Below are 23,413 nucleotides of genomic sequence, written 5' to 3' on the forward strand. Positions count from 1 at the left end.
CAGTTACTCCCTCTACCGGGCGAAGCGGCCCGGAGCGTAACAGGTGATAACAGCAGGGAGTAAGTCAGGGTCATGGGAGAACACCCGGTAGCTGAACAGCGACCGCATGCGCTCTATCCGCACCCCGAAGACAGGCCGCTTTCGGGCCTGCCAGCACCGGGTCATGCACTGCACCCGAGGCTTTATGTCTGTGAATTCTGGGCAACGGCTTTGCTGCTAATTGGCGGTATCTGCAGCAATGTTGCCATCGGCTCACCACTCAGTCCCGTCGCGAAGGCGCTGGCGCACTGGCCCAATCTTCTGACAGCACTTGAAGGTCTCGTTTTCGGTCTGAGCGCGACAATGGCGGCCCTGTCGCCTTTCGGTCGTGTCAGCGGTGCACATATGAGCCCGTCGATCAGTCTGGCCTTTTGTCTCGGTAAGCGGCTGGCAGTGACGGATATGCTCTTCTACATGTTTGCGCAGCTTGCTGGTGCTGTTCTTGGCACCGGACTTGTCGCTGCCAGCGGTCTGATCTGGCCTCGATGGGGGCAGTGGTGTGATGCTGGCCACTTCGCATCGACCATACCGTGGCCGTTGGCGCCGTCCTGGTGGGCTTTTATCGGCGAGATCTGCACAACGGCTATTCTGGTGGCAGTGGTGTTGACCTGTGGCGCCCGTCAGGCGCTACGTCCCTTTGCCGCCTGGATGACCGGGCCAGTATTTTTCGTGCTGAACCCCTTTGAGGCCTGGCTTTCAGGAGACAGCACGAATCTCGCCCGTAGCCTAGGACCAGCCCTGTTCAGTGGTGCCTGGCAGGATTTCTGGGTGTATCTATGCGGCCCTTTTGCCGGGGCCGCCGTCATGCTGTTTCTGATAAGGGCCGAAGCGTTTGGGCGCGTTCATCTTCATGAAGCCCGGCTGGCCTATTTCGGCCATGATGGCCGAGCCCCCTATTTCTGGCCGCATCTGTTGCGACGCTGGTTCGGCTGACGGGGAGTTCGCCTGACCCACCGGCGTGGGACGGCCCGCAGGAGGGCGGTCCGTCAGGCCGAAGATCAGGCTGTCAGGAAGACGGCTGTGCGCTGCGTATGATCATGGCCTGGGTGGTCGGCAACTCGATGACATGCTCCGGCTTGTCGGCCAGGAATTCCGCAAAGGCCTGCGAAACACCATCGATGATCGAATAATCATGGGTCAGGATGATGCCACCCGGAATCATGCGCGGGTAGAAATAGGCTAGACCCGCCAGTGTTGCCTCATAGAGATCGACGTCGAGATGCACGAAGCTGTAGCGCTCATCGCCCAGATCAGCAGCTGAATCCGGAAAGAAACCGGGGTGGAAGGCCACATTCTCATAGCCTGCCAGCTTGCGTTTGACGCTCTCAAGCGTGCCGCAGAACTCGCCCTTGATGAAAACCTTGCCTTCTTTCCCCTTGGGGTCGGGCAGACCCTCGAACGTGTCGAAGAGATGCAGCGTGCGATGCGCCTTGACCATGCAGAGCAGCTCTGCCGACGCGCCGCGATAGACGCCGAATTCGGCCAGATCGCCCTCATAGACAGACTGGGCCTGAGCCAGTTCATGAAGCACGAAGGCCTCGTCACTGCTCAGAAGGGAGTCCGTGCCCGCGCGGGCCTTGCTGAGGCGTCGCAAGGTGACCGGGTGCTTGTGCCCGCTCAGCAGGCGCATCTGCATGGCGCTATGCACACCGAAGGTGAGGAAACGCACGAAACGGTTCCGGCTCACGAAACGGCGCATGGCCTCATTACGCATCCACATGGTCTTGTCCTTTTCGGCTTCTTTTCATTCGACCGTGATTGGCCGTTCGAGGAGCGATTTCCTTGCCTGGGCAAGATCTATGGCGCCATCCAGAAAGGCGGAAACGGTCTCGACGATCGGCATGGAGATCCCCAGCTTTGTGGCCGTGGCGGCGAGAGCCGGGGCGGTGGCTACCCCTTCAGCGACAGTGCTGCGTGTTTTTAGGATGTCGGCGAGGGTGGCCCCCTGACCGAGTTCGAGCCCGAGACTGTAATTGCGCGAGCCCGCTCCGGTGCAGGTCAGAATAAGATCGCCCAGACCGCTCAGTCCGGCAATCGTGGCAGCGCGTCCCCCCATGGCGGATGCCAGGCGCCCGATCTCGACGATGGCACGGGTAATCAGGGCGGCGCGGGCATTCTCGCCCAGTCCTGCCCCGATAGCGATGCCCGCCCCGATGGCCACCACATTTTTGGCGGCGCCTGCAATCTGCACGCCGATCGGATCGTCGCTCGCATAGAGCCTGAAATGAGGGGAAGAGAGCATCGAGACATAGCGATGGGCGTCGTCCAGAGACTCGGCCGCGATCGTCGCGGCCGCGGGTGCTCCCCTGGCAACCTCGATTGCAAAATTCGGCCCGGAGAGAACAGCGCAGGGCCGCCCGGGCTGTGTTTCGGCTAGGATATCCAGCGGCAGAGCGCCAGTGCCAAGCTCAAGCCCCTTGCAACAGGCAATGAGCGGCGCGTTTCCGGGGAGTCTTGGTGCAATCTCTCTCAGGGTCTGCATGGGCACGACGATGAGCATGAGATCGGCATGTTCGGGTAGTGTCGTGACCAGCTCGACCGTATCGGGCAGTGTCACGGCTGGAAGGCGGGGCAGGGCGCGGCACCCTGCGGGAACGGGAGAGCGAGACCAGAGCGACACACGGGCTCCGGTTCGCGATGCGGCACAGGCAAGGGCGATGCCCCAGGCCCCGGCCCCGATAACGGCAATATGGGGGACGTTGGCTGACATCATTCTTCCACGATCCGTCTGATTTCAACGCTGCCTTCTCCATCGGGCGCAAGGACCGGCAGAAGCGCGTCGAGCAAGGTCTGGGCCTGTTCCTCAAAGCGATAGGGAGGAGAAGCCACCAGCAGCCCGCAGCCATTCAGGCGTGTCGGATCGGTAGGGGGGCGCAGCAGCAGACTGCAATCGAGCAGATCACGCAAGCCGGCATCGCGCAGTGAAGCATGGAATTGCCGCACCGGCGCGCGATGCTTGATGGGATACCACGCTGCGACAATGCCCATTGGGAAGAGCTTGCGGCTCGTCTGGATTGCGTCAGCCAGCCTTGCGAATTCATCGCCCTGTTCAAAAGGCGGGTCTATCAGGATCAGGCCGCGTTTGAGGTCACGCGGCGGCAGAAAGGCCTTGAGCGCGCCATAGCCATCACGCTCATGCACGGCAACCTGACTCTGCTGACGGAAATTGCGCCTGAGAGTCGACGCATCTTCCGGATGCAATTCGCAGCAGATCAGTCGATCCTGCGGACGCAGCAGCGACGCAATGAGGCTTGGTGAGCCAGGATAGCGGGCAGGCGCGCCCAGTGCCTCGATGCTGGTCAGGTAATCAACCAGTTCCTCCGGCCCCTCTGGGATCGTCTCGAACCGGCCAATACCATCGCGCCATTCGCCGGTCTTCTGGGCCTCGATTGAATCGAGATCATAAACGCCGCAGCCGGAATGTGTGTCGAGCACGCAGAAGCCAGCTGGCTTGCGCAGAAGGTGGCGCAGGATGACGAGCATCAGTCCGTGCTTCATCATGTCGGCAAAATTGCCCGCGTGATAGGCGTGGCGGTAATTCAAGGCGCGATTTGCCTCCCTGCAATATCTATGTCGCTTGTCGGAAGGGGGCCGAGAAGAGCGAGAAGGGCTTGTTGTTCCGGACGAGGGGCGATGGCGATCTGGCTGAAGGGGGCTGCGTCAAGCGTTCTGCCGATGGCGGGAGAAAGCGCCAGAGCGCGAACCGAACCTAGCAGCCTACGCTCGGCGCCGAAAGCATCGAGAAAGGCGCGTGCCGTGGCCGCTGAATAAAACAGGATCGCCGCCACGCGTTCCTGTTCGATAAGGCTGCGTGCTGCCGGGGTGAGGGCGCCGGTCGTCTCGGTGCGATAAACGACACGGCGTGTGACATGCCAGCCATTCATCCTGAGCTCGATCGCAAGCTCTCCGCCAAGTTTCTCACCTGTGGCAAGCAGCACCCTGTTGCGTATGCCAGCCTTGCCGAGATGGCCAACCAGAGAGTGTGCCGTGCCCTCGGCGTAATCGACATTGGTAAAGCCCAGCGTTCTGGCGCGCTCAGCCGTACGTGCCCCGACCGCTGTGAGGGGTGTTGTAAAGGGGAGGGCTGCCTGCAACGCCTGAAGACTCTGGCCACTCGTTATGACCACCCGGTCGACCGCGCCTGACGGCTTCATGGGCAGGGGGTGAACCCGGAGCATTGGAGCCAGGCAGGGCTCCCATCCCAGACGCTCCAGCGCCAGGCCAGTATCGCTCAGCCCCGGCTCAGGGCGGGTGACCAGAACCGTGCGTCGTAAGAGGTCAGCCATGATCCTGGAAGATATCGTCAGGAGAATCGGCGCGCAGGGACAGGCCCAGCTCGCGCCCCAGACGCAGAGCCTCGGTTGGCTCGCCGCAGATCTCGCGCTGGAGATGGAACGAACCATCCTCGCGCGCCACAAGTCCGGTCAGAACCAGCTCACGATCGCCGAAATGCCCCCTGCCGCCCGGCTGGGCTTTGGTGCGCAGGCGCGCATAGCCACCGATCGGGGTGCGGCACGAGCCGTCGAGCACCTCCAGCAGGGCACGCTCTGCCGTGGCAACGGCGCGGGCTTCGGGGTCTTCGATGGCGGAAAGCAGATCGAGCAGCTCGCGATCTTCCTCGCGCACGGTCACGCCGACAATGCCCTGACCGGCAGCGGGGATCATTAGGGCAGGGTCGAGAATCAGATCGGCACGATCTTCCATGCCCAGACGGCGCAGTCCGGCCAGAGCGAGCAATGTCGCATCGCAGGCACCGCCTGCCAGCTTGTCGAGACGGGTCTGCACGTTGCCACGCAGAAGGCCAAAGCGCAGATCGGGACGGCGATGCAGCAGCTGGGCCTGACGTCTGACCGAAGCGCAGCCGATATGGGCGCCGAAAGGCAGGGCATCGAGCGGAGAATGCCCCTCGGCAACGAGCGCCTTGGCCTTCTCACGCAGGGCAGGGCTCAGAATCAGCACGTCGCGTGCATCTTCACGCTTGAGCGTGCAGGCGAGCGTCAGACCAGCGGGAAGGGTGGTTTCGAGGTCCTTGAGGCTGTGGACGGCAAAGTCGATCTGCCGGGCAAGAAGCGCCTCGTGGATCTCCTTGGCGAACAGCCCCTTGCCGCCGATCTCGGCGAGGAGACGGGACTGCACCTGATCACCTGTCGTATTGATCGGGTGTTCCTGAAACGCGCCCATGTCGCGCAGAAGTGGGCAGAAGCGGGTCAGGCGGGTCAGGAAGGCGCGCGTCTGGACCAGGGCGAGCGGCGACCCGCGCGTGCCGACACGCAAGGGCAGGGAGTGACGTGAGGTGGGGGGATGAGGCGAGGCCTGACGGCGCATGGCTTCGGCAGCGACCTGTTGTAATTGCAGGCTCTGGGACATGAGCGCTTCGGGCATCGTCATCTGTTTCATGGCTGATCTTGCTACTCCACCGCGTGACCCGTGAAAAGAGACGGCTCGCATCATGCGTTGCATCGGGTTATCAGGGGCGATGGCGATTTTTTCCTTAACCTCACCCATTCTCGCGATTGAAACGACCTGCGACGAGACCGCATGCGCCATTCTCAGCCCTGAGGGGGCCATTCTGGCCGAGACGGTTCATACCCAGTCCGGCCATGCGGCTCTGGGGGGTGTTGTGCCCGAAATCGCTGCGCGTGCCCATCTGGCGCTGCTCCCTGATATCGTGGCGGAAACGCTGGGAAAATCAGGTCTGGCACTCGCGGAGGTCGGGGCTTTTGCCGCCTGCACCGGACCTGGGCTGATCGGTGGTCTGATTGTCGGCAGCAACTACGCGAAAGGGCTTGCCGTCGCTCTGGGTCGGCCGTTCCTGGCGGTCAATCATATAGAGGCCCATGCGCTTACCGCTCGTCTGCCGGGTCTGTTCGCGCATGATATTAAATTTCCGTATCTTTTGCTGCTTGTCTCCGGTGGCCATTGTCAGTGCATCGCCGTGAAAGGTATCGGGGATTACGAAAAACTAGGTGGCACGATCGACGATGCCGCCGGTGAGGCTTTCGACAAGGTTGCCAAGATGCTTGGCCTCGGCTGGCCCGGTGGTCCGGCCCTGGAAAGACTGGCGCGCGAGGGACACTCTGATGCGGTTGCCTTGCCGCGACCGCTGATGGGGCGCGAGGGGTGTGATTTCTCATTCTCGGGCCTCAAGACGGCGGTCGCCAGACAGATCGCCCCCTACGGAATGGAGGCACTGCCACGCCCGGTTGCTGCCGATATCGCCGCAAGTTTCCAGCGCTGCGTGTGCGATGTCATGGCGGACAGGGCGCGTCACGCGCTTGCCTTGCTCCCGAAGGCGCAGAGCCTTGTCGTTGCTGGCGGTGTCGCAGCCAATGGGGCCATTCGCACGGCTCTCGAAGCCTTGGCTGACGAAGCGGGTATTCCTTTTGTGGCACCTCCTCTCCGGTTCTGTACGGATAATGCCGTCATGGTTGGCTGGGCCGCTCTTGAGACGATCCGGGCGTATCAGGATGCCGGTCAGGCGCTTGAGGACGGCATTCCAACGGCGCCAAGGCCTCGTTGGCCGCTGACCGAAATGGTCCCGCCCGGGAACGCCATGTAAAGCGCATCTCTTGTCGGGTGTTCCCTTAGCGGAAAACCTGCTTATCTGCGGTCAAAAGCAAGGAAAAAAGGAAGCTGCCGTGACAAGAGAAGATGACGCCTGGTTCAATGCCGATGAAACGGCGAATGAAATGGAAGAACAGGCGGGTATTGCGGAGCCAGCGCAAACGGTAAGCAGCTTTCTGTTTTCGATTATCCTGCCCTGTCTGGTTGTGGGCGTTCTTTTGATTGTTACGCTTTGGTGGTTGATCGACAGGTTTCACCTGCTCGGCTGAATTCGCTCGGGCGTCTCTCTCGAAAAATGGTTCTGCCAGCCCTCTTGCACAGACGTGCGAAAAGAGGCAAAGAGGCGGCTCTTGCCGCAGAGAGTTCGCTCCTGCGATGCGGGAGAGGTGGCCGAGTGGTTGAAGGCAGCGGTCTTGAAAACCGCCGTGCGTGCAAGCGTACCGTGGGTTCGAATCCCACCCTCTCCGCCATGAGCTGGGAAAGAGCGTTCTGACGCTACGTTCGCAGTGTTCCTTCTTCCCGTAGGATCGTTCAACGGCACGACAGATTCTGACGAGGGTAGCCCGGTCAGTACGTTTTGCTGTTCGGCTCTTTGCCGGTACCGCGTAATTTTCTCCCAAGGGCCCTTGATACGCTGAGATGTATCCAGAGAGTCATCGGCTGATTTTCAGATTGGCGTAGTTGGCATTCTGCCCGCCAAATGCGTGCTCTCGCGAATGGGACGGTTCAGTCAGAGTGACTGCCTTTCATGACCCGGCGAGCGTCACGGTGGAACCTGTCAGGCGGTCTTGCCGCCTGACAGAAAGTATCTTCAGGCGTTGCCTGCGGTCTCGGGGAACTGCTGGGCGCGCTTGGCCTGCCAGAGTGCAACGAAATCGATCGGCTGCAGCACGATCGGCGGGAAGCCGCCATCGCGCGTGACATCGCTGATGATGCTGCGCACATACGGGAAGATGAGGCGCGGCACTTCAACGAGGAGGATCGGCTCAACCAGTTCTGCCGGGGCATCGGTCAGGGTGACGATGGCGGCATAGGTCAGTTCAGCAATGAACACGGTACGGCCAGGCTGGCCACCTTCGTTCTCGGGCGATTCTGTTGCTTCGGCGCGGATGGCGAGGGCCACCTCGAAAACCGGCTGGGCTTCTTCAAGGCGGTTGGCCTGCACGTCGATATTGACGGAGATCTGCGGTGCCGAGCGAAGGGTTGCGAAAATTGCGGCGCCTGCCGGAACCTCGAAAGAGAGATCCTTGGTGTATTGCAGGTTGACCGACAGGGGCAGGGCAGGCGGGTTACCCTGCTCGGTTGCCGGGTTCTGGGCGGTATCGGACATGGAGCCTCGCAATCAGAGTCATATTACACACAGCCGAAATCGGCTGCATTTCGTGCCTTCAAGCCGGTAGCATGATCCCTTTCACACGCCAACTCTTCGTCAGTTTCTGCGCGATTGTGACCACGATCCGGCTCTGGCGCCCTGTGGGGGTGTTGTGCGGTCGGTGAAGCCGCTCTACCAAGGGGGCATGCCCTTCGAGATCAAGAATAGCAAGAAGCTGAAATCGTGATGTCATTCCTAGAGAACATTCCGTACGACATCGTCATCTTTGCGTTGTTGAGCCTCGTCCTGGTCTGGCGCCTGCGCGCCGTACTTGGCCGGCGGGTCGATGTCGGTGGGCAGGAAGCTGCCGGGCCCATGCCCATGCCGCAAGGGCAAGGAAGAGTTGACGTGCCTCAGCCTGTGGTCGAGGAACCGAGCGCGCGCTTCGACATTCCCCAGCCCTCCACGCGCGTGGGGCAGATTCTGGGCGAGATTGCCGTGTCCCAGCCTGGCTTCAGGTCGGAAGTTTTTCTGGAAAACACGCAAAAGGCTTTTCGCGCTGTCGTGGCAGCTTTTGCAGAGGGTGATCGCGCAACCCTGCGTAGCTATCTGACGCCGGATGCTTTCGCCGGGTTTGACGCGGCTATTGTGGCTCGCGAAGCGGCGCAGCAGAAGCAGCGCACCGAAATCGTAGGGATCAACAGCCTCGCAATCGTCGACGCATTTTTCAGTCGTATCAATGGACATGAAAAAGCCCGGATTGATGTGCAGATCGTCTCGCGTCAGATCAGTATCCTGAACGATGTCGATGGTCAGCCTTTGATCGGGACCGAATCTGTCACAGAGTTTTCAGATCTGTGGCAGTTCGAAAGCGAAAGCGGCCCCGGTCTGCCGCCCTCGACCTGGCATCTGGCTGCGGCACGCGCAGCCTGACATCGTGACGTCAGGAAGCCGGAACGCCTCCTGACATTGCTCCAGAAAAGCTGCGTCTTGCGGGACGCACGACAAACTCGGTTTGCCATGAACATAGTTTCTCGTCTTTCCCTTGGGCTCAGCCTTGCCCTTCTCTCATCCTGTGCCGAGCCGCAATCGGAAGCCCCACTCCAGCTTACGCCGCTTACCTATGCCATGCTTGATGGCTGGTCGGCCGAGAGCCCGGAGACCCTGCTGCCGCAGCTGCGCACGGAATGTCAGCGCCTCATGCGCCTGCCGCCCGAAACCCATCTGGGAGGTGCTGCGGGCACAATTCCTAATGGCAGTATTGCCGGTGAGTGGCACGGAGCCTGCACAGCGCTTCAGAGCGTTGAAAACACGCGCGACGCAGCGCGCAGATATTTCGAGCAATGGTTTGCGCCTTATCTCGTTTCGAATGACGCGTTGTTTACCGGCTATTATGAGCCGCAGATTTATGCATCGTCGGTCAGGACAGAGGCGTTCCAGACCCCACTCTATGAGCAGCCTAACGATCTGATCCACACCAGGGATACGGCTGGTGACTGGGTGACGGGGCGGTGGGAAGGCGGCAAATTCGTCCCCTATTACACCCGGGCTGAAATCGATCATGGAGCGCTGTCCGGGCGTGGGCTCGAAATCGCCTGGCTGCGTTCGCCTGAAGATCTGTTCTTTCTGCAGATCCAAGGCTCAGGCCGCCTCGTCATGACAGATGGCTCGGTGCGTCGTGTCGGCTTTGCCGCCAAGAACGGCGCGCCCTATGTGCCGATCGGGCGCGTTCTGGTCAGAAATGGCGAGATGGCGGCCGAGGACGTCTCGCTGCAAAGCCTCAAGAACTGGCTTGCTGCTCATCCCGACAGGGCGCAGGACGTCATGGAGCAGAACCCGGACTACGTGTTTTTCAAACGTGTCGATACGATTCCGCTGGACCGTGGGGCGCCAGGCGCCATGGGCGTGCCGCTCACGCCCGGGCGTTCTGTTGCTATTGACCGCAGCCTGCTGCCGATGGGGGCACCGATCTGGGTTGATACCCATTTGCCTGAGGCAAATGGCGGTGAGGGGCACTGGATGCATCTCACCTTTGGTCAGGATGTCGGGAGCGACATCAAGGGCGCTGATCATGCCGATCTATTCACGGGCTGGGGCGAAGACGCTGAACGCCTGGCAGGCAAGATGCGCAGCCATGGTCGCATGATCGTTCTGTTGCCACACCCGCCAGCCTGATGACGCAGGAAAAAGTCAGGGCAAGGCGAGAAGCGATAGGTCGTCATGCCCTGATCAGGGGTGACGCCATGAATGTTATGCGCCGCATGGAGAGCGCATCGGTCGATATCGTCGTCACCTCGCCGCCCTATAATATCGGGATTGCCTACCGCACCTATAAAGACAGTCTGGCCGAGCAGGATTATATCGGCTGGATGCAGACGGTTTGTGCCCAGATCGCGCGTCTGCTGAAGCCCGGGGGCTCGTTCTTCCTCAATGTTGCCGGGTCATCCTCGCAGCCCTGGTTGCCCTTCGAACTGATCACCCGGCTGCGTGACCTGTTTGTCCTGCAGAACCATATTGTGTGGATCAAATCGGTGTCGATTGAAGAGAAGACTTACGGCCATTTCAAACCGGTCAATTCGACGCGTTTCATCAATCATAATCACGAGCATATCTTTCATCTGACCCATAAGGGGGATGTCAGATTGCAGCGTCTGGCTGCGGGTGTTCCCTTTACCGACAAGACCAATATCTCGCGCCGCCGTCATGCCGTGGACCGTCGCTGTCGCGGCAACACGTGGTTCATCCCCTATGAAACCGTGCGGCACAAGCGCGAGAAATTCCTGCATCCCGGTACTTTTCCTGTGGCTCTGCCCACAGCGTGCATGACCCTTCACGGCTATGATGAGAATACGGTGCTTCTGGACCCGTTCATGGGAACGGGTACGAGCCTCGTCGCCGCGCAGGAACTCGGCGTGCGAGGGGTGGGTATCGATATCGATACCCGTTATGTCGCTGTCGCACGACGCCGTCTCCGCCGTAGTCTGGACGAGGAGCTGGATCTCGACGGTGATCTGAATGGGTCTCCCTACGAGTAGCCGATATCTGTCACACGAGCTGCGACATAACCGCGCTATGTTTGTATCGGTAAAACCGTTCAATCTGATCGGAAACATCACTTAGACATGCTGTGTCGTAAACGTCATGGTGCGCGCATTTATGTTTGCGATCAGGAGAAGAGCGGTTGCTTGAAGCTGCCAGGAAGAAACGTCTCGTTAGAAACGGTATTGCGGGACTGGTTGTGGCAGCTGCGCTCGCCTATGGCGGGACAATCGCTTTTCTGACCCGGTTTGATCATCAGGGCGCGCCACGACTGCCAACAAACAGCGCGACATGGCATGATCCCAAGGCACTTGCTGCGTTCAATGCGCTTGGAGAGGCACGCTGTGATTACTGTCACACGCGCACGGCTGATCTCCCCTTCTATTTCAAACTGCCTTTTGCCAATCAGATCATGAAGCGTGATCTGGTTGCGGGCCAGCGTCATTTCCGTATCGACCCGATCATCGCTGCGTTCCAGACGGGCAAGCCGCCCTCGGTTGAGCAGCTCTCCCGTATCGAAGAGGTCATTCAGCAGAACAGGATGCCGCCCGCTGCCTATCTGCTGATGCATCCTCACGCCTACATGACCGAGAAATCGCGCAGCGACGTGCTGGCATGGATTACCGATCAGCGCCGCCGCTATTACGCGACGCCCGGTGTGGCGCCGCAATTTGCAGGTGAGGTCATTCAGCCAATCCCGGAAAATGTCCCGGTAGACTGGACGAAGGCCGAACTGGGCCGTCAGCTCTTTTTCGACCGTCGTCTCTCTGGCGACGGCAAGATGAATTGCGCAAGCTGCCACGGGCTCGACAAGGGGGGCGTTGATAACCTCGTCACGGCGACCGGTATCAGCGGCCAGAAGGGACCGATCAATGTGCCTACAGTCTATAACGCCGTGTTCAGTATCGCCCAGTTCTGGAATGGCCGTGCAGCCGATCTGGCTGCCCAGGCGGCGGGGCCAGTGACGAACCCGGTGGAGATGGGTGCCCATGACTGGGAGGGGGTGGCAGCGATTATCGATGCAGTGCCGGAATACCGCACGGCTTTTGCAAGTCTGTATGGGGCAGGTGCTGTCAATCAGAAGACTGTCACGAACGCGATTGCCGAATATGAAAAGACCCTGATCACGCCAGACAGTCCTTTCGATCTCTACCTGAAGGGTGACAACAGCGCGATTACAGCGCAGGAAAAGCGTGGTTATGAACGGTTCAAGGCCATCGGCTGCTCCGGTTGCCACAGCGGTGTTGCCGTTGGTGGTGATGCGTATGAGGTCATGGGCCTTGAGGGACCGTATTTCAGCGAGCGCAAGGCTGGTCTGACTGATGTCGATTCCGGGCGCGAGAGCTTTACTCACGCCATTGAGGATCACCAGAGATTCAAGGTGCCAAATCTGCGCAATATCGCCTTGACCGCACCGTATTTTCACGATGGAAGCGTCGCAACTCTTGATGAGGCAGTGCGTCTAATGGCGCGATACCAGACGCCCTATCCTGACCTTCCCAAGCGCGATGTTGATGATATTGTGGCGTTTCTCAAGACACTGACCGGCAAATATCAGGGTGTACCGCTCCAGCAGGTCGTCGCAGAGCCGCCCCTCAAGGCACCTGAGGCGCAATAAGAGCGATGGATCGGGTTCTGATGCGCTTGAGTAAGGAGAAACCGTGGTCCGACGCGATCTGAGCGCCGAGGAGGAGAGCCTCTGGAAGGCTTTCACCCGATCGATTCTGCCGATGCGGGGGCATCAGCTTTCGTCCGCGCGCAAGCGGCGAGGCACGGTGCAGAAGGTTGCGACTGGCCTGTCTGCTGCTCCGGTCCAGAGTGGGACGGTGGACGAAGCAACAACGCAGAAAATCCTGCGGGTGAGGGAGGTTCTGAGGCCCGCAGCCACACTTTCAAGGCCCGCCCGCGTTCAGGACCGGCTCGAAATCAATGGGCGACAGCCTGGCCTCGATACGACGTCATGGAATGCCCTCGCCAGCGGCAAGATGAAGCCGCAGAAGCGTCTGGATCTTCACGGGCATTTTGCACAGGATGCTTTCCATAAATTCCACCACTTTCTGCATGCAAGCAGCGCCCAGGGCATAAGGTGCGTCGAGGTAATCACCGGGCTGGGCAGCGGGCAGGAAGGGGGGGTAATTCGCCAGGAACTCCCTCACTGGCTCGAGCGTGGCGATTTGCGTCCGCTGGTTCTGGCCGTTGTCCATACGCATAAGCGGAACAAGGGCGCCGTGCGTATCCTGCTCCGGGCGCGTAACCGGGTCTGAACCCTGCGCTCCATACTCAGGTAGGACGCGTTTCCTGACCCTGGCGCCATCTCGGCTGGTTGTTGTTGATCCAGCGACGCAGCGCCAGCAGCGCCGTCAGTTCAGGCTCAAGCTGATTGAGAAGGGGTGCTGCATCAGCACCCGCTGTTATTGTGAGATGCTGGCTGTCATTCCAGCTTTTGAGCGCAGGATCATTGACCGCTTCCTGCGCCGCATGACGCCAGCGTGCCACTGCCAGAGGCGGGGTCAACATGGGCAGGGCAAGCACGAGGGCCGATGCGGCGGCATTGGCGACAGCGAGCCAGGATTGATACAGAGCGCCACTCGGCGCATGGCCGCGCGCCATTAGATAGGTTGCCTCGAAATCGGGCACACCAGGGATGACGGGGCCGGAGTAGAATATCGGCTTGATACCCTGAGGTGCCGAGGCGATATCGGCTGACAGGTCGTCGCCCGGGCCCGGTGTCAGCTGGACAGCATCGACATCGCCATTCTTGAGCGCGTCGAGGGCCGCCTTCTTGGTTGCATAACCGGAAACCGGCAGGGGATGCAGCCCGAGAAGCGATAGTCCCAGCAGGCTTGCAAGTTCGACCCCCGTCGGGTGAGAAACCGCGAGCCGCACTGGCCGATCATGAAAAAGCCCGCTCAGGCGCGAACGGATCGTGCGGTGTAGTTCGGCGCGGGCAATGGTGACCACCGGACGGCGTGCCATGATAAGGGCTGCCCAGCGGGAAAAATCGAAATGAACACGCCCATCCCCGGCGAGCGATGCGATCAAGGCAGCGCCAGGAGCCAGAATGGTTGTGCCGCCATCGGCTTCGGGACTGACTGTGTCGAACAGATTGGCTGCGGTAACGCCATCGCGCCCGAGGTCGTAATGGGTGGCAATCGGAGAGGGCGCGGCGAGGCCTTTCGCCAGCGCCGTTGCCAGAATGGGTGCTACCTGACCCGGCAGGGAATCCGGACCGCCACCGATGATCAGTTTGGGGGCATCGATGGCAGAAGACGCGGCCTCGGCGCGCTCATCGTCTTCCCAGGCACGGGCAGGGCAGATGGCGGCCAGATTGGAGGCGGCAAGGGCGGAAAGCAGTGTACGACGTGTCAGGGATCGACCGGCCGTGAAAGGCATTAGCTTCGTACGCACTTCTTTCCCTTTACCGCCAGATCGTCCGGCCTGGGCGTTAAGCCAGACGATTGCGGCTAAATAGTGACCCCTCGATCAGGGCCATTTCACCTCTGGGGGCATGCTCATCAGAATGGCTTCGGTATTGCCGCCAGTCTTGAGCCCGAACACCGTACCACGGTCGTGGATAAGATTGAACTCGACATATCGCCCTCTGCGAATGAGCTGCGCATCGCGCTCGGCTTCGGTCCAGGGCTGCATCATGCGGGCACGCACGGCGCGGGGATAGGCCTCGTAGAAGGCAAGTCCGACATCCTTGGTGAAGGCAAAGTCGTTCTGAACGTCGCCGCTGTCGAAATGGTCGTAGAAAATGCCGCCCAGTCCGCGCGGTTCACTTCGGTGATGCAGGTAGAAATACTCGTCGCACCAGGCCTTGAACCGCTCATAATAAGCGGGGTCATGACGCATGCAGGCATCGCGAAACGTCTTGTGGAAATCCGCTGCATCCGCCTTGGCTTCCTCGCTATCGGGGAAGATCGGCGTGATGTCGCCGCCACCGCCAAACCAGCCATTGCTCGTGATGATCATGCGCGTATTGAAATGCGCAGCGCTCACATGCGGGTTGCATGGATGGGCGACCAGCGAGATGCCGGTAGCGAAAAAGCGCGGATCGACATCGGCACCGGGCATGCTCTTGCGGAATTCCGGCGAGAACTCACCCCAGACCGTCGAGACATTGACGCCGACCTTCTCGAACACACGTCCGCGCATGACCGACATGACACCGCTGCCATGCAGATTGCTGTTCGTGTCTTCGCTTCTGTCCCAGGCTGTGCGTTCGAAGCGACCGGCTTCGGTCTTGTCGCGCAGTACGGGGGAGTTCTTCGCGACTGCCTCGTCTTCGATCGCCTCATAGGAGGCGCAGATCCTGTCGCGCAGGGTCTCGAACCAGTGCCGTGCTGTCTCTTTGAAAGAGTCATGAGGCACATGATCACGAATGAGGGTGCCGAATGTCTTCGGATCCAAGGTCTCGCTCATCGCAAGCTCCACATTCTGTTCCAGCCGGTCTTCCGCCAGCCTGAGTGCTGGAGCCTATAGCAAAACTGGCCGATTGAAACCATGACAGCGCGCATGAAAACACTGACAGGTTGCGAAGCGTGTCAATCTGGTGTTCCTGAGCATTCTGTTGGCGACAATGCGAAAAGGCAGCTTTGCATGACTGAAGACGTGACAATCGAGCCTGTAATCGGCCTTATCGGCGGTTCGGGGCTCTATGATATCGACGGGCTGGAAGAAAAGGAATGGCGTCGGGTCGAGACCCCCTGGGGCGAGCCTTCCGATGAGCTGCTTTTCGGCCGCCTGAATGGCGTGCGCTGCGTGTTCCTGCCGCGTCATGGCCGTGGGCATCCCATCCCACCGTCAGAGCTGAATTTCCGTGCCAATATCGACGCGTTGAAGCGCTCCGGTGTGACCGATATCGTCTCTCTTTCCGCAGTGGGTTCGCTGCGTGAAGACCTGCCGCCGGGCCAGTTCGTGCTGGTCGACCAGTTCATCGATCGCTCTTTCGCTCGCGAAAAAAGCTTTTTCGGTCGTGGCTGCGTGGCTCATGTAGGCATGGCTGACCCGGTCTCTGCCCGTATGGGTGACGTGATTGCCAAGCAGGCCGCAAAGATCGGCGTCGAGATGGTGCGTGGCGGGACCTATCTGGTGATGGAAGGGCCGCAATTCTCCACCCGCGCCGAAAGCGAATTGTACCGCCAGTGGGGCTGTTCGGTAATCGGCATGACCAACATGCCGGAGGCCAAGCTCGCTCGTGAAGCCGAAATGTGCTATGCGAGCATCGCCATGGTGACCGATTACGATTGCTGGCACGACGACCATGACTCGGTGACGGTGGACGCCGTGGTTGCCGTCATGACGCAGAATGCTGCCAAGGCGCGTGCGCTGGTCAAGGCCATCATACCGGAGCTCGGGCGCAAGCGCGGTCTCTGCCCCTCAGGCGCCGAGCGCGCCCTCGATCACGCTATCATAACGGCGCCGGGATCGCGTGATCGTCAGCTTCTCGACAAGCTCGATGCCGTCGCCGGGCGCGTGCTGCGCTGAGAAGCTGCGGCGGGTGGGATAAAGGCATCCGAGCCTTTATCCCCGCTCCTGATCTGTCAGGACGACTCGTTTTCCTTTTCGGGGAAGTGCTCGCGGTAGCCCTGATCGGTCTGTCGTTCAGGAAATTCTCCCAGATTCTTCTGGATTTCGGCATTTTCCACCTGAACATCGGCAAATTCAGGCTCTGGCAGATCTTTGACCGGAATTTCACCGGCATGAGGATTCTCCTCCATACCGATGATTTCAGATGCGTTCTCGAGATAGGCGTCGGCACCGCAGCCGGGCTTGCCATCGGCTTCCCATAGTTCCTGCGCCTTGGCCTTTATACGGGCGTCGCGCTCGGGGCTGTCGACCAGCGGATTTACGGGAGTTTTATCTGCAGACATTGTAGCGCTTTCGGTTGTCAGAGATGGGTTGCAAAAAACGCCATGCTGCGCTCATGGGCGAGGTCGCGGGCGTTCTTGTTGAAACTCGGGCGGTCGTCACAGCCGAAACCATGTCCGGCATCGTCATAGACAAAGATCTCGACCTCGGGCCGGTTCTCGCGAATGGTGTTGATATCGGTATGCGGGATATGGTCATCCTCGCCACCGAAATGGAGCTGAACCGGGCAATGGGGCTTCTCATGGCTCAGGGCGGCAATACCGCCCCCATACCAAGCGGCGGCGGCGGCAAATTCACGCGTGCGCGTGGCAGCTTCCCATGTCACCAGTCCACCCCAGCAGAAGCCGAGAATGCCGACTTTCTGATGGCCGTGGCGGTTGAGGGCATGGGCACTGGCCGTGATATCGGCCAGGAGTCCGTCAGGGTTGATCCGGGCGCGCAGGTCGAGGCCTGTCTGCATGCCCTCGCCATCATAAGGCAGAACCGCATCGCGTCTGGCGCGATCGAACAAGGCTGGCGCAATGACATGATAGCCGTGCCTGTCAGCCAGTTCGTCGCAGACAGCACGGATATGGTCTGTCAGGCCGAAAATTTCCTGCAACACGACCAGTGCGCGACTGGCAGTCGGCTCTCCTGCCTCGTAGGCTGCGAAATGATGGGTGTCCGAAGCCGTAAGGGATATCAGGCGTCCCATGGACCGACCCTCCTTCTTTCTTGTTCGTTCAAAGGCAGGATCAACGATCACCATGACTGAAATCGTCAATCTGCGTCGAGTGCGCAAACGTCTGGCGCGCGAGAAGGATGCTCGCAAGGCCGAGGAAAACCGGGCCCTGTTCGGTCGCACCCGGGGGGAGCGCCTGAAGTCTGAAGCCGAAAGCAGCCGTCTGACACGCGAACTTGATGGTGCGAAGCTCGACAGTCGGGACAGCGCGAGTGACGCTTCGATGAAAAACAGCATTTGCACCGTCGACGACACTTGACGATAGGCGAGGGCTCTCCTACCTCTTTGGCACTCTCGTATCGGGAGTGCTAACGCGCTGCGGCTAAGCGGGCGCGCAAACCGGCGGCGTTGCTTTTGAGCAAGGACGCCGCCTTAGAGAAAAGTGGAGCGATCCATAATGACAAATTTTCGGCCTTTGCATGACCGTGTCGTCGTTCGTCGCCTTGAGGGCGAGCAGAAGACGGCCGGTGGCATCATCATTCCGGACACCGCCAAGGAAAAGCCGATGGAAGGCGAAGTCGTCTCCGTAGGTTCGGGCGCCCGTAATGAGCAGGGTCAGCTCGTGGCACTGGACGTCAAGGCTGGCGACCGTGTGCTGTTCGGCAAGTGGTCCGGCACCGAGGTGAAGATCAATGGCGAAGAGCTGCTGATCATGAAGGAAAGCGACATCATGGGTGTGATCGGCTGATTTTCCAGCCTCCCCGTTATCGCAAACTGAACCTCTACTGGAGATAAGATTATGGCTGCCAAAGACGTAAGATTCGGCGCTGACGCACGCCAGCGCATGCTGCGCGGCGTTGATATCCTTGCTGACGCTGTGAAGGTCACGCTCGGCCCGAAGGGTCGCAACGTTGTTCTGGACAAGAGCTTCGGCGCACCGCGCATCACCAAGGACGGCGTTTCCGTCGCCAAGGAAATCGAACTGGCCGACAAGTTCGAGAACATGGGCGCCCAGATGGTGCGCGAAGTGGCCTCGAAGACCAACGACATCGCTGGTGATGGCACGACCACCGCGACCGTTCTGGCCCAGGCCATCATTCGTGAGGGCGCCAAGGCTGTTGCCGCTGGCATGAACCCGATGGATCTGAAGCGCGGCATCGACAAGGCTGTTACGGCCGTCGTTGAAGAGCTGAAGGCAAACACCCGCAAGATCACGACCCCGGCCGAAACGGCTCAGGTCGGCACGATCTCGGCCAATGGCGAGCATGAAATCGGCGAGATGATCTCGCAGGCCATGCAGAAGGTTGGTTCCGAAGGCGTGATCACGGTTGAGGAAGCCAAGGGTCTGCACACCGAACTCGACGTTGTCGAGGGCATGCAGTTCGATCGCGGCTACATCTCGCCGTATTTCGTGACGAACGCCGAAAAGATGATGGCGGATCTGGATAACCCCTACATCCTGATCCATGAAAAGAAGCTGTCCTCGCTTCAGCCGATGCTGCCGCTGCTCGAGAGCGTTGTGCAGTCCGGTCGTCCGCTCATGATCATCGCAGAAGACGTCGATGGCGAGGCTCTTGCCACGCTGGTCGTCAACAAGCTGCGTGGTGGCCTCAAGATTGCTGCCGTCAAGGCTCCTGGCTTCGGCGACCGCCGCAAGGCCATGCTGGAAGACATCGCCATCCTGACGGGCGGCCAGGTCATCAGCGAAGACATCGGCATCAAGCTCGAGACGGTTACGCTCGACATGCTCGGTCGCGCCAAGAAGGTGCATATCGAGAAGGAAAACACCACGATCGTTGAAGGCGCTGGTAACACGGACGACATCAAGGGCCGTTGTGCACAGATCCGCGCGCAGATCGAGGAAACCACCTCGGACTACGACCGCGAGAAGCTGCAGGAACGTCTGGCCAAGCTGGCTGGTGGCGTTGCCGTCATCCGCGTCGGTGGCAGCACCGAAGTCGAGGTGAAGGAGCGCAAGGATCGCGTTGATGACGCGCTGCACGCAACCCGCGCCGCCGTTGAAGAAGGCATCGTTCCGGGTGGTGGCACGGCTCTTGCCCGTGCTTCCGTTGCCCTGAAGGATCTGGCTTTCCAGAACGACGACCAGCGCGTCGGTGCGGACATCATCCGCAAGGCCCTGCAGGCTCCGCTGCGCCAGATCGCGTTCAACGCTGGTGAAGATGGCGCTGTCATCGCTGGCAAGGTGCTCGAGATCAACGAGTACACGCACGGCTTCGACGCCCAGAACGGCGAATACAAGGATCTGGTAGCTGCTGGCATCATCGATCCGACCAAGGTCGTCCGCACGGCTCTTCAGGACGCAGCTTCGGTTGCCGGCCTGCTGATCACGACGGAAGCCATGGTTGCCGAGAAGCCCGAGAAGAAGGCCGCTCCGGCCGGTGGTCCGGGTGGCATGGGTGGCATGGGCGATATGGATTTCTGATCCAGCGCCTTTCCATCAAGGTTACAAAAGAGCCGCCCTGCCGAAAGGCAGGGCGGTTTTTTTATGTCTGGATGCCTGGCTTCTGTGAGGATCTGACGTGGTTCAGGAGTTCGCGCATTGCCACCTGCAAGACGGACGTCGGCGTTGCCGGGTGAGTATGTGATGCTGATGAATGGTGTGGAGGACGGGCGGCGTGGCGCCGCGTTTCTGTCGCGATGAGGGCGGGTGATCTACCTGGTCGCCCTGGAGGCAGGATGAAAACCCAAAGGGAAGAACAGCCCCTCCGAAAGAGTGGGGCTGCTCCCTCAAGAGAGGATTCCTCGAAGCTCCGCAGCCATTGGCCGTCGAAGTTTCTGGTGGGTTATTTCTGGGCTGACTCCATCGTGCCGATAAAGGGCAGCGGGGCGCCTGCGCTCAGATAGGTCGGCATTGTGCCAGTCCAGCGATCCAGCGCTTTTTGCTGGAGCAGGGAAGGGGTCAGCGATTGAGAGACCAAAGTATTGGCCTTGGCCTGAGCCTGGGACGTCACAAGCAGGGCCTGAGCCTGACCCTGGGCTGTGGCAACAGCTGCGTCTGCCTGCGCCTTGGCCTGGACAACCTGAGCCTGAGCTGAGATCTGCGTCTGCTGCAGGGTGTATTGTGCCTGCAATGCCTGCTGCTGGGCGACCTGTTTCGCTTCGATGGCCTGCGCATAGGCGTGGGAAAAAGCGAAATTGGCCGTGTTCACCGACTCAATGCTCAGATGATAGGGCAGCAGGGATTTGATGATCAGTTCCTTGATCTGGCCATCCACAAGGTCACGCTTCGTGATCAGCTCTTCAGCGTTGTAATTGGCCGTGATGGCTTTCACGTCGTTCGACACTGTGGGCTCAATGATACGATGGGCGAGCGTTTCGAGATTGCGGAAATCGCGGAAAAATCCCGGAGCGTCGGCAGAGGCGATGTGAAATGTGACCGAAACCGACGTGTGCACATCCTGCAGATCATGCGTTGCAGCCTGCTCATGAGAGGTAATCGTCTGAGGCTGGGTCGAAACAGAAACGACCTTTTGATAAACTGGCAGCACGATATGCAGACCGGGTTCCAGCGCGCTGGGCTGGACAGAACCGAAATTGGTCAGAATGCCGCAATAGCCTGAAGAAATCTGATAGAATGGGTTAAGTATCGCGATAATCGCGATTGCGCCTACGGCGAAGCCACCAAATTTCAGGACGGTCGGAGAAAAGCGTGCGGGCGGCGTTGGAAAATTTATCACGTTTTTTTGCCTCATCAGATCAGTGACCGATCAGTTCTTGGGCAGGACGATACGCTGCCGTATCCGTTAATATGGAGGCGAAGTCTCTATACTGTCAAAAAGAATCGGAATAGACCAATTTCCCATTCTTATTGAAGCATGACTGTTCCGTTTCTTTTCTTTTTTCGGAGCTAGTCAAAAAACCTTCATGAAGAGCAACACTGTCTCTCGATTTCGACAAGGCGTTGCTTGCGTCAGAGGCTGCCACCGGCGCCGATGACGCGATGGCAGGGGATGAAATGGGCGATCTAGTTTTTCTCCATCGCCGAGCATTGTCCGGCCAGATTATCCTCTCCCAGTCCTTCGCAGATTGCGCTGAGTTTGAGCACGGAGACGCCGTCTTTTGCCTGCCTTGCATTCTTGATGCGATAGGGCAGGAAACCGGTATTACCCATCGCCTCTTCTTCTTTGGCCATGTACGTTTCGGCCTCTCCGGTCTTGCCTGCAGCGGACAGAGTGTTGCCCCATGCGACAGCAATCGGAAAGGTTACATCATCGCGTTCCGCAGCAGCGGCAAGCAGCTTTTCTGCCTGGTTTTTCTGGCCGGTCTGCACGGCAACCTGATAGGTCATAAGTGCATAATAGGCACTGCCAGAGGCGGGTTGCGCAATGTGAGCAAGTGTCTGATGAGCCTGCCCCCACTGCGATTGTCCGATCAGCGATGCGGCCCGCTCCAGTTGATCTGTCCCCTTGAGGAGAGCAGTCACGGGTGAACTGGTGACCCAGTGCTGTAGCGGCTTTCGGGCGAGAGCTACATGAGCACGAACGGGATAGGCCTGCCGCAGATAGGCGGCGAGCGCGAGTCGTCGCTCTCTGGCATGAGGATGCTGCTGCGCTACGGCTCTGAGGGCATCGACAATGGCTCCATCGAGGTTGTCGCCTGCTTTGGCCGTGAAGGTAACTGAGTCTGCGTTGAAACTCTTGCCAGTCTTTTGCTCGAGTTGTGCCTGACGCGCGACATCCTGATCTTCGGAACTGATCAATACATCCATGACATCGGTTGCAGCACTTACGGAGTATCCTGCCCGTGCCATCAGATCGACGGCGAGTGCATCGGCTTCCTCTTCCTGCCCGCGTGACCACGATGGAAACAGCGTCGTATCCAGAAAGGCCTTGGCACCCATCGACGACACGAGTGCTTTAGACACGGCGTCAGTTGCACCGATGCCTGCGGAGGCCCGCCCAATCACCGAACCCCACTTCATGGCACTGAAAGCGTAGTTTTTCCGTGCTTTGCTCTCACGCTGGGCTGCTGTGTGCCCCAGAAGGATGTGGGAGAGTTCGTGGGCAAGAACGAAGGCGAGCGCATCTTCCTTCTGAATTTCAGGTGTATCGTGGAAATAACGTATCAAACCGGTGTTGAGAAAGATTGCTCCCCCGACCGAAACGTCTGAGGTAAAGGCCGTGTCGGGTGTCAGCCATACGCGTGCATCCGGACGGGGACCCGACCAGGAGGCCAGAAGGCGGTCTACGATGGCCTGAGGGTAATCCGATACCTCGGGGGCCTCGATAACACCTGAGGCAAGGGTGTTGGCCGGTGTCAGAAGGCCTTGCACAGTGGTTGACTGAGCATAATCCTGCGAAGGGTGGATCTGGTCGATCAGCCGACCGTTGGTTGGGACGCCGCCTCCGTTTCCGCTGTCGCACGCAGCAAGTGCCAGGGTTGTCAGAAGGGCAGTCGAGAGCAAGGCAGGGCGTTTCATCATTCAGCTTCCGTGGCAATTTCGACCGAGGTTGTTGGTGCTGCCACCGATTTCATCAGCAGAGGCTGCGCCTATTTGCACGCATTGAGTGGGTGTCGGCGCGACTGCCCTGATATTGGCTTCGACAGAGTCTTCAGTGACGTAGACGAGTCCCTTATCGGTCTCGACAGCGAGCATGTCCGTTTCGGTGTCTTTGGCGACGATGCGATGTCCGGTCAGCGAAGCCGCCTCAATCTGTGTCTGGGGCAACCCATTGTGGTCGTAGGTCTGGATTGAGGGGGTGTGATAGGTCCCTGTAATGACTGGGGCGTCTGCAGCCGAGGCAACGCCGGACCAGCCCGCGCACAGGCCAAACAAGAGGGGAGAGAGAGCTGCACGTGTCAGCTTGCGGGCGAAATGCCTGTTTGACATGGATATCTCCTTTCATCAGGTCTGGTGAAGAATGCTCTCGCTGCGGATACCGGCTGCTTCAAACAAAGCCGGT

At 59.7% G+C, this 23,413-nt stretch carries 26 protein-coding genes and 1 tRNA gene; 13 read left to right on the forward strand and 14 right to left on the reverse strand.

Annotation, left to right across the window (positions count from 1 at the left end):
- Nucleotides 1–72 precede the first annotated feature (72 nt).
- Nucleotides 73–972, forward strand: a complete 900-nt coding sequence (locus IEV53_RS02565; RefSeq protein ID WP_188425191.1) for an MIP/aquaporin family protein — start codon at nucleotides 73–75, stop codon at nucleotides 970–972.
- Nucleotides 973–1,045: 73 nt separating this feature from the next.
- Here IEV53_RS02565 and IEV53_RS02570 read toward each other — a convergent pair whose 3' ends face one another.
- From IEV53_RS02570 to hemC, 5 genes are read right to left on the reverse strand one after another with little or no spacing between them, the layout of a single operon-like run.
- Nucleotides 1,046–1,759, reverse strand: a complete 714-nt coding sequence (locus IEV53_RS02570) for a TylF/MycF/NovP-related O-methyltransferase (protein WP_188425192.1) — start codon at nucleotides 1,757–1,759, stop codon at nucleotides 1,046–1,048.
- A 24-nt stretch (nucleotides 1,760–1,783) separates the two neighbouring features.
- Entirely contained in the window at nucleotides 1,784–2,749 is a 966-nt protein-coding gene (locus tag IEV53_RS02575; RefSeq protein WP_188425407.1) for an NAD(P)H-dependent glycerol-3-phosphate dehydrogenase, read from the reverse strand.
- Nucleotides 2,749–3,582, reverse strand: coding sequence for a 23S rRNA (adenine(2030)-N(6))-methyltransferase RlmJ (locus IEV53_RS02580; protein ID WP_188425193.1), 834 nt, complete (start codon nucleotides 3,580–3,582; stop codon nucleotides 2,749–2,751). The genes IEV53_RS02575 and IEV53_RS02580 overlap by 1 nt, the downstream gene beginning before the upstream one ends.
- Complete coding sequence (locus IEV53_RS02585; protein ID WP_188425194.1) at nucleotides 3,579–4,325, reverse strand: uroporphyrinogen-III synthase; 747 nt, start codon at nucleotides 4,323–4,325, stop codon at nucleotides 3,579–3,581. Before IEV53_RS02585 ends, IEV53_RS02580 begins: the two co-directional genes overlap by 4 nt.
- Nucleotides 4,318–5,436, reverse strand: coding sequence for a hydroxymethylbilane synthase (gene hemC, locus IEV53_RS02590; RefSeq protein ID WP_371869814.1), 1,119 nt, complete (start codon nucleotides 5,434–5,436; stop codon nucleotides 4,318–4,320). The genes IEV53_RS02585 and hemC overlap by 8 nt, the downstream gene beginning before the upstream one ends.
- 79 nt (nucleotides 5,437–5,515) lie before the next feature.
- Between hemC and tsaD the strand changes: the two genes are divergently transcribed.
- The 3 genes from tsaD (at nucleotide 5,516) to IEV53_RS02605 (ending at nucleotide 7,073) form a co-directional block, all read left to right on the forward strand.
- A complete protein-coding gene (gene tsaD / locus IEV53_RS02595) occupies nucleotides 5,516–6,598 on the forward strand; it encodes a tRNA (adenosine(37)-N6)-threonylcarbamoyltransferase complex transferase subunit TsaD (protein ID WP_188425195.1) in 1,083 nt (360 codons plus the stop codon).
- A gap of 10 nt (nucleotides 6,599–6,608) precedes the next feature.
- On the forward strand, nucleotides 6,609–6,872 hold the full coding sequence (locus tag IEV53_RS02600; RefSeq protein WP_188425196.1) for a hypothetical protein: 264 nt from the start codon (nucleotides 6,609–6,611) through the stop codon (nucleotides 6,870–6,872).
- A gap of 111 nt (nucleotides 6,873–6,983) precedes the next feature.
- Nucleotides 6,984–7,073: transfer RNA gene (locus tag IEV53_RS02605), tRNA-Ser, on the forward strand.
- A 341-nt stretch (nucleotides 7,074–7,414) separates the two neighbouring features.
- On the opposite strand, the gene secB is transcribed toward IEV53_RS02605, so the two are convergent.
- Nucleotides 7,415–7,933: a protein-export chaperone SecB gene (gene secB / locus IEV53_RS02610; protein WP_188425197.1), complete on the reverse strand. Its 519-nt coding sequence runs from the start codon at nucleotides 7,931–7,933 to the stop codon at nucleotides 7,415–7,417.
- 58 nt (nucleotides 7,934–7,991) lie between these two features.
- Entirely contained in the window at nucleotides 7,992–8,168 is a 177-nt protein-coding gene (locus IEV53_RS02615; protein ID WP_188425198.1) for a hypothetical protein, read from the reverse strand.
- Between IEV53_RS02615 and IEV53_RS02620 the strand changes: the two genes are divergently transcribed.
- The 5 genes from IEV53_RS02620 (at nucleotide 8,162) to IEV53_RS02640 (ending at nucleotide 13,218) form a co-directional block, all read left to right on the forward strand.
- A complete protein-coding gene (locus IEV53_RS02620) occupies nucleotides 8,162–8,848 on the forward strand; it encodes a Tim44/TimA family putative adaptor protein (RefSeq protein WP_229719536.1) in 687 nt (228 codons plus the stop codon). The two genes, IEV53_RS02615 and IEV53_RS02620, sit on opposite strands and share 7 nt — an antisense overlap.
- Before the next feature lie 87 nt (nucleotides 8,849–8,935).
- Nucleotides 8,936–10,090 carry a murein transglycosylase A gene (gene mltA, locus IEV53_RS02625; protein WP_188425200.1) on the forward strand — a complete coding sequence of 385 codons (1,155 nt, stop codon included), beginning with the start codon at nucleotides 8,936–8,938 and terminating at the stop codon, nucleotides 10,088–10,090.
- A gap of 68 nt (nucleotides 10,091–10,158) precedes the next feature.
- Complete coding sequence (locus IEV53_RS02630; protein ID WP_371869815.1) at nucleotides 10,159–10,950, forward strand: DNA-methyltransferase; 792 nt, start codon at nucleotides 10,159–10,161, stop codon at nucleotides 10,948–10,950.
- A 146-nt stretch (nucleotides 10,951–11,096) separates the two neighbouring features.
- Complete coding sequence (locus IEV53_RS02635) at nucleotides 11,097–12,572, forward strand: cytochrome-c peroxidase (protein ID WP_229719490.1); 1,476 nt, start codon at nucleotides 11,097–11,099, stop codon at nucleotides 12,570–12,572.
- 43 nt (nucleotides 12,573–12,615) lie between these two features.
- Entirely contained in the window at nucleotides 12,616–13,218 is a 603-nt protein-coding gene (locus IEV53_RS02640; protein ID WP_229719491.1) for a Smr/MutS family protein, read from the forward strand.
- Between the two features lie 16 nt (nucleotides 13,219–13,234).
- Here the strand turns inward: IEV53_RS02640 and IEV53_RS02645 are convergent, their stop codons facing one another.
- Both IEV53_RS02645 and hemF read right to left on the reverse strand, forming a co-directional pair.
- Nucleotides 13,235–14,362: a hypothetical protein gene (locus IEV53_RS02645; protein ID WP_188425202.1), complete on the reverse strand. Its 1,128-nt coding sequence runs from the start codon at nucleotides 14,360–14,362 to the stop codon at nucleotides 13,235–13,237.
- Between the two features lie 75 nt (nucleotides 14,363–14,437).
- Nucleotides 14,438–15,379, reverse strand: coding sequence for an oxygen-dependent coproporphyrinogen oxidase (hemF, locus tag IEV53_RS02650; protein WP_188425203.1), 942 nt, complete (start codon nucleotides 15,377–15,379; stop codon nucleotides 14,438–14,440).
- 177 nt (nucleotides 15,380–15,556) lie between these two features.
- Here hemF and IEV53_RS02655 point away from each other — a divergent pair, with 177 nt between their 5' ends.
- Nucleotides 15,557–16,444 (forward strand): S-methyl-5'-thioadenosine phosphorylase, encoded by an 888-nt coding sequence (locus IEV53_RS02655; RefSeq protein ID WP_188425204.1) that lies wholly within the window; start codon nucleotides 15,557–15,559, stop codon nucleotides 16,442–16,444.
- A gap of 56 nt (nucleotides 16,445–16,500) precedes the next feature.
- Here the strand turns inward: IEV53_RS02655 and IEV53_RS02660 are convergent, their stop codons facing one another.
- Nucleotides 16,501–16,830 (reverse strand): DUF2934 domain-containing protein, encoded by a 330-nt coding sequence (locus IEV53_RS02660; RefSeq protein ID WP_188425205.1) that lies wholly within the window; start codon nucleotides 16,828–16,830, stop codon nucleotides 16,501–16,503.
- A 17-nt stretch (nucleotides 16,831–16,847) separates the two neighbouring features.
- Nucleotides 16,848–17,522 carry a dienelactone hydrolase family protein gene (locus tag IEV53_RS02665; protein ID WP_188425206.1) on the reverse strand — a complete coding sequence of 225 codons (675 nt, stop codon included), beginning with the start codon at nucleotides 17,520–17,522 and terminating at the stop codon, nucleotides 16,848–16,850.
- 52 nt (nucleotides 17,523–17,574) lie between these two features.
- Between IEV53_RS02665 and IEV53_RS02670 the strand changes: the two genes are divergently transcribed.
- From IEV53_RS02670 to groL, 3 genes are all read left to right on the forward strand, one after another.
- On the forward strand, nucleotides 17,575–17,808 hold the full coding sequence (locus IEV53_RS02670) for a DUF4169 family protein (protein ID WP_188425207.1): 234 nt from the start codon (nucleotides 17,575–17,577) through the stop codon (nucleotides 17,806–17,808).
- A 138-nt stretch (nucleotides 17,809–17,946) separates the two neighbouring features.
- On the forward strand, nucleotides 17,947–18,237 hold the full coding sequence (groES, locus tag IEV53_RS02675; RefSeq protein ID WP_127101220.1) for a co-chaperone GroES: 291 nt from the start codon (nucleotides 17,947–17,949) through the stop codon (nucleotides 18,235–18,237).
- 51 nt (nucleotides 18,238–18,288) lie between these two features.
- Nucleotides 18,289–19,932: a chaperonin GroEL gene (groL, locus tag IEV53_RS02680; RefSeq protein ID WP_188425208.1), complete on the forward strand. Its 1,644-nt coding sequence runs from the start codon at nucleotides 18,289–18,291 to the stop codon at nucleotides 19,930–19,932.
- Nucleotides 19,933–20,293: 361 nt separating this feature from the next.
- Here the strand turns inward: groL and IEV53_RS02685 are convergent, their stop codons facing one another.
- From IEV53_RS02685 to IEV53_RS02695, 3 genes are all read right to left on the reverse strand, one after another.
- Nucleotides 20,294–21,187, reverse strand: a complete 894-nt coding sequence (locus IEV53_RS02685) for a prohibitin family protein (protein WP_188425209.1) — start codon at nucleotides 21,185–21,187, stop codon at nucleotides 20,294–20,296.
- Between the two features lie 287 nt (nucleotides 21,188–21,474).
- Nucleotides 21,475–22,932: a M48 family metallopeptidase gene (locus tag IEV53_RS02690; RefSeq protein WP_188425210.1), complete on the reverse strand. Its 1,458-nt coding sequence runs from the start codon at nucleotides 22,930–22,932 to the stop codon at nucleotides 21,475–21,477.
- Nucleotides 22,933–23,340 (reverse strand): hypothetical protein, encoded by a 408-nt coding sequence (locus IEV53_RS02695; protein ID WP_188425211.1) that lies wholly within the window; start codon nucleotides 23,338–23,340, stop codon nucleotides 22,933–22,935.
- Nucleotides 23,341–23,413: the final 73 nt, after the last annotated feature.

The sequence above is a fragment of the Asaia siamensis genome, from assembly GCF_014635085.1.
Taxonomy (GTDB): domain Bacteria; phylum Pseudomonadota; class Alphaproteobacteria; order Acetobacterales; family Acetobacteraceae; genus Asaia; species Asaia siamensis.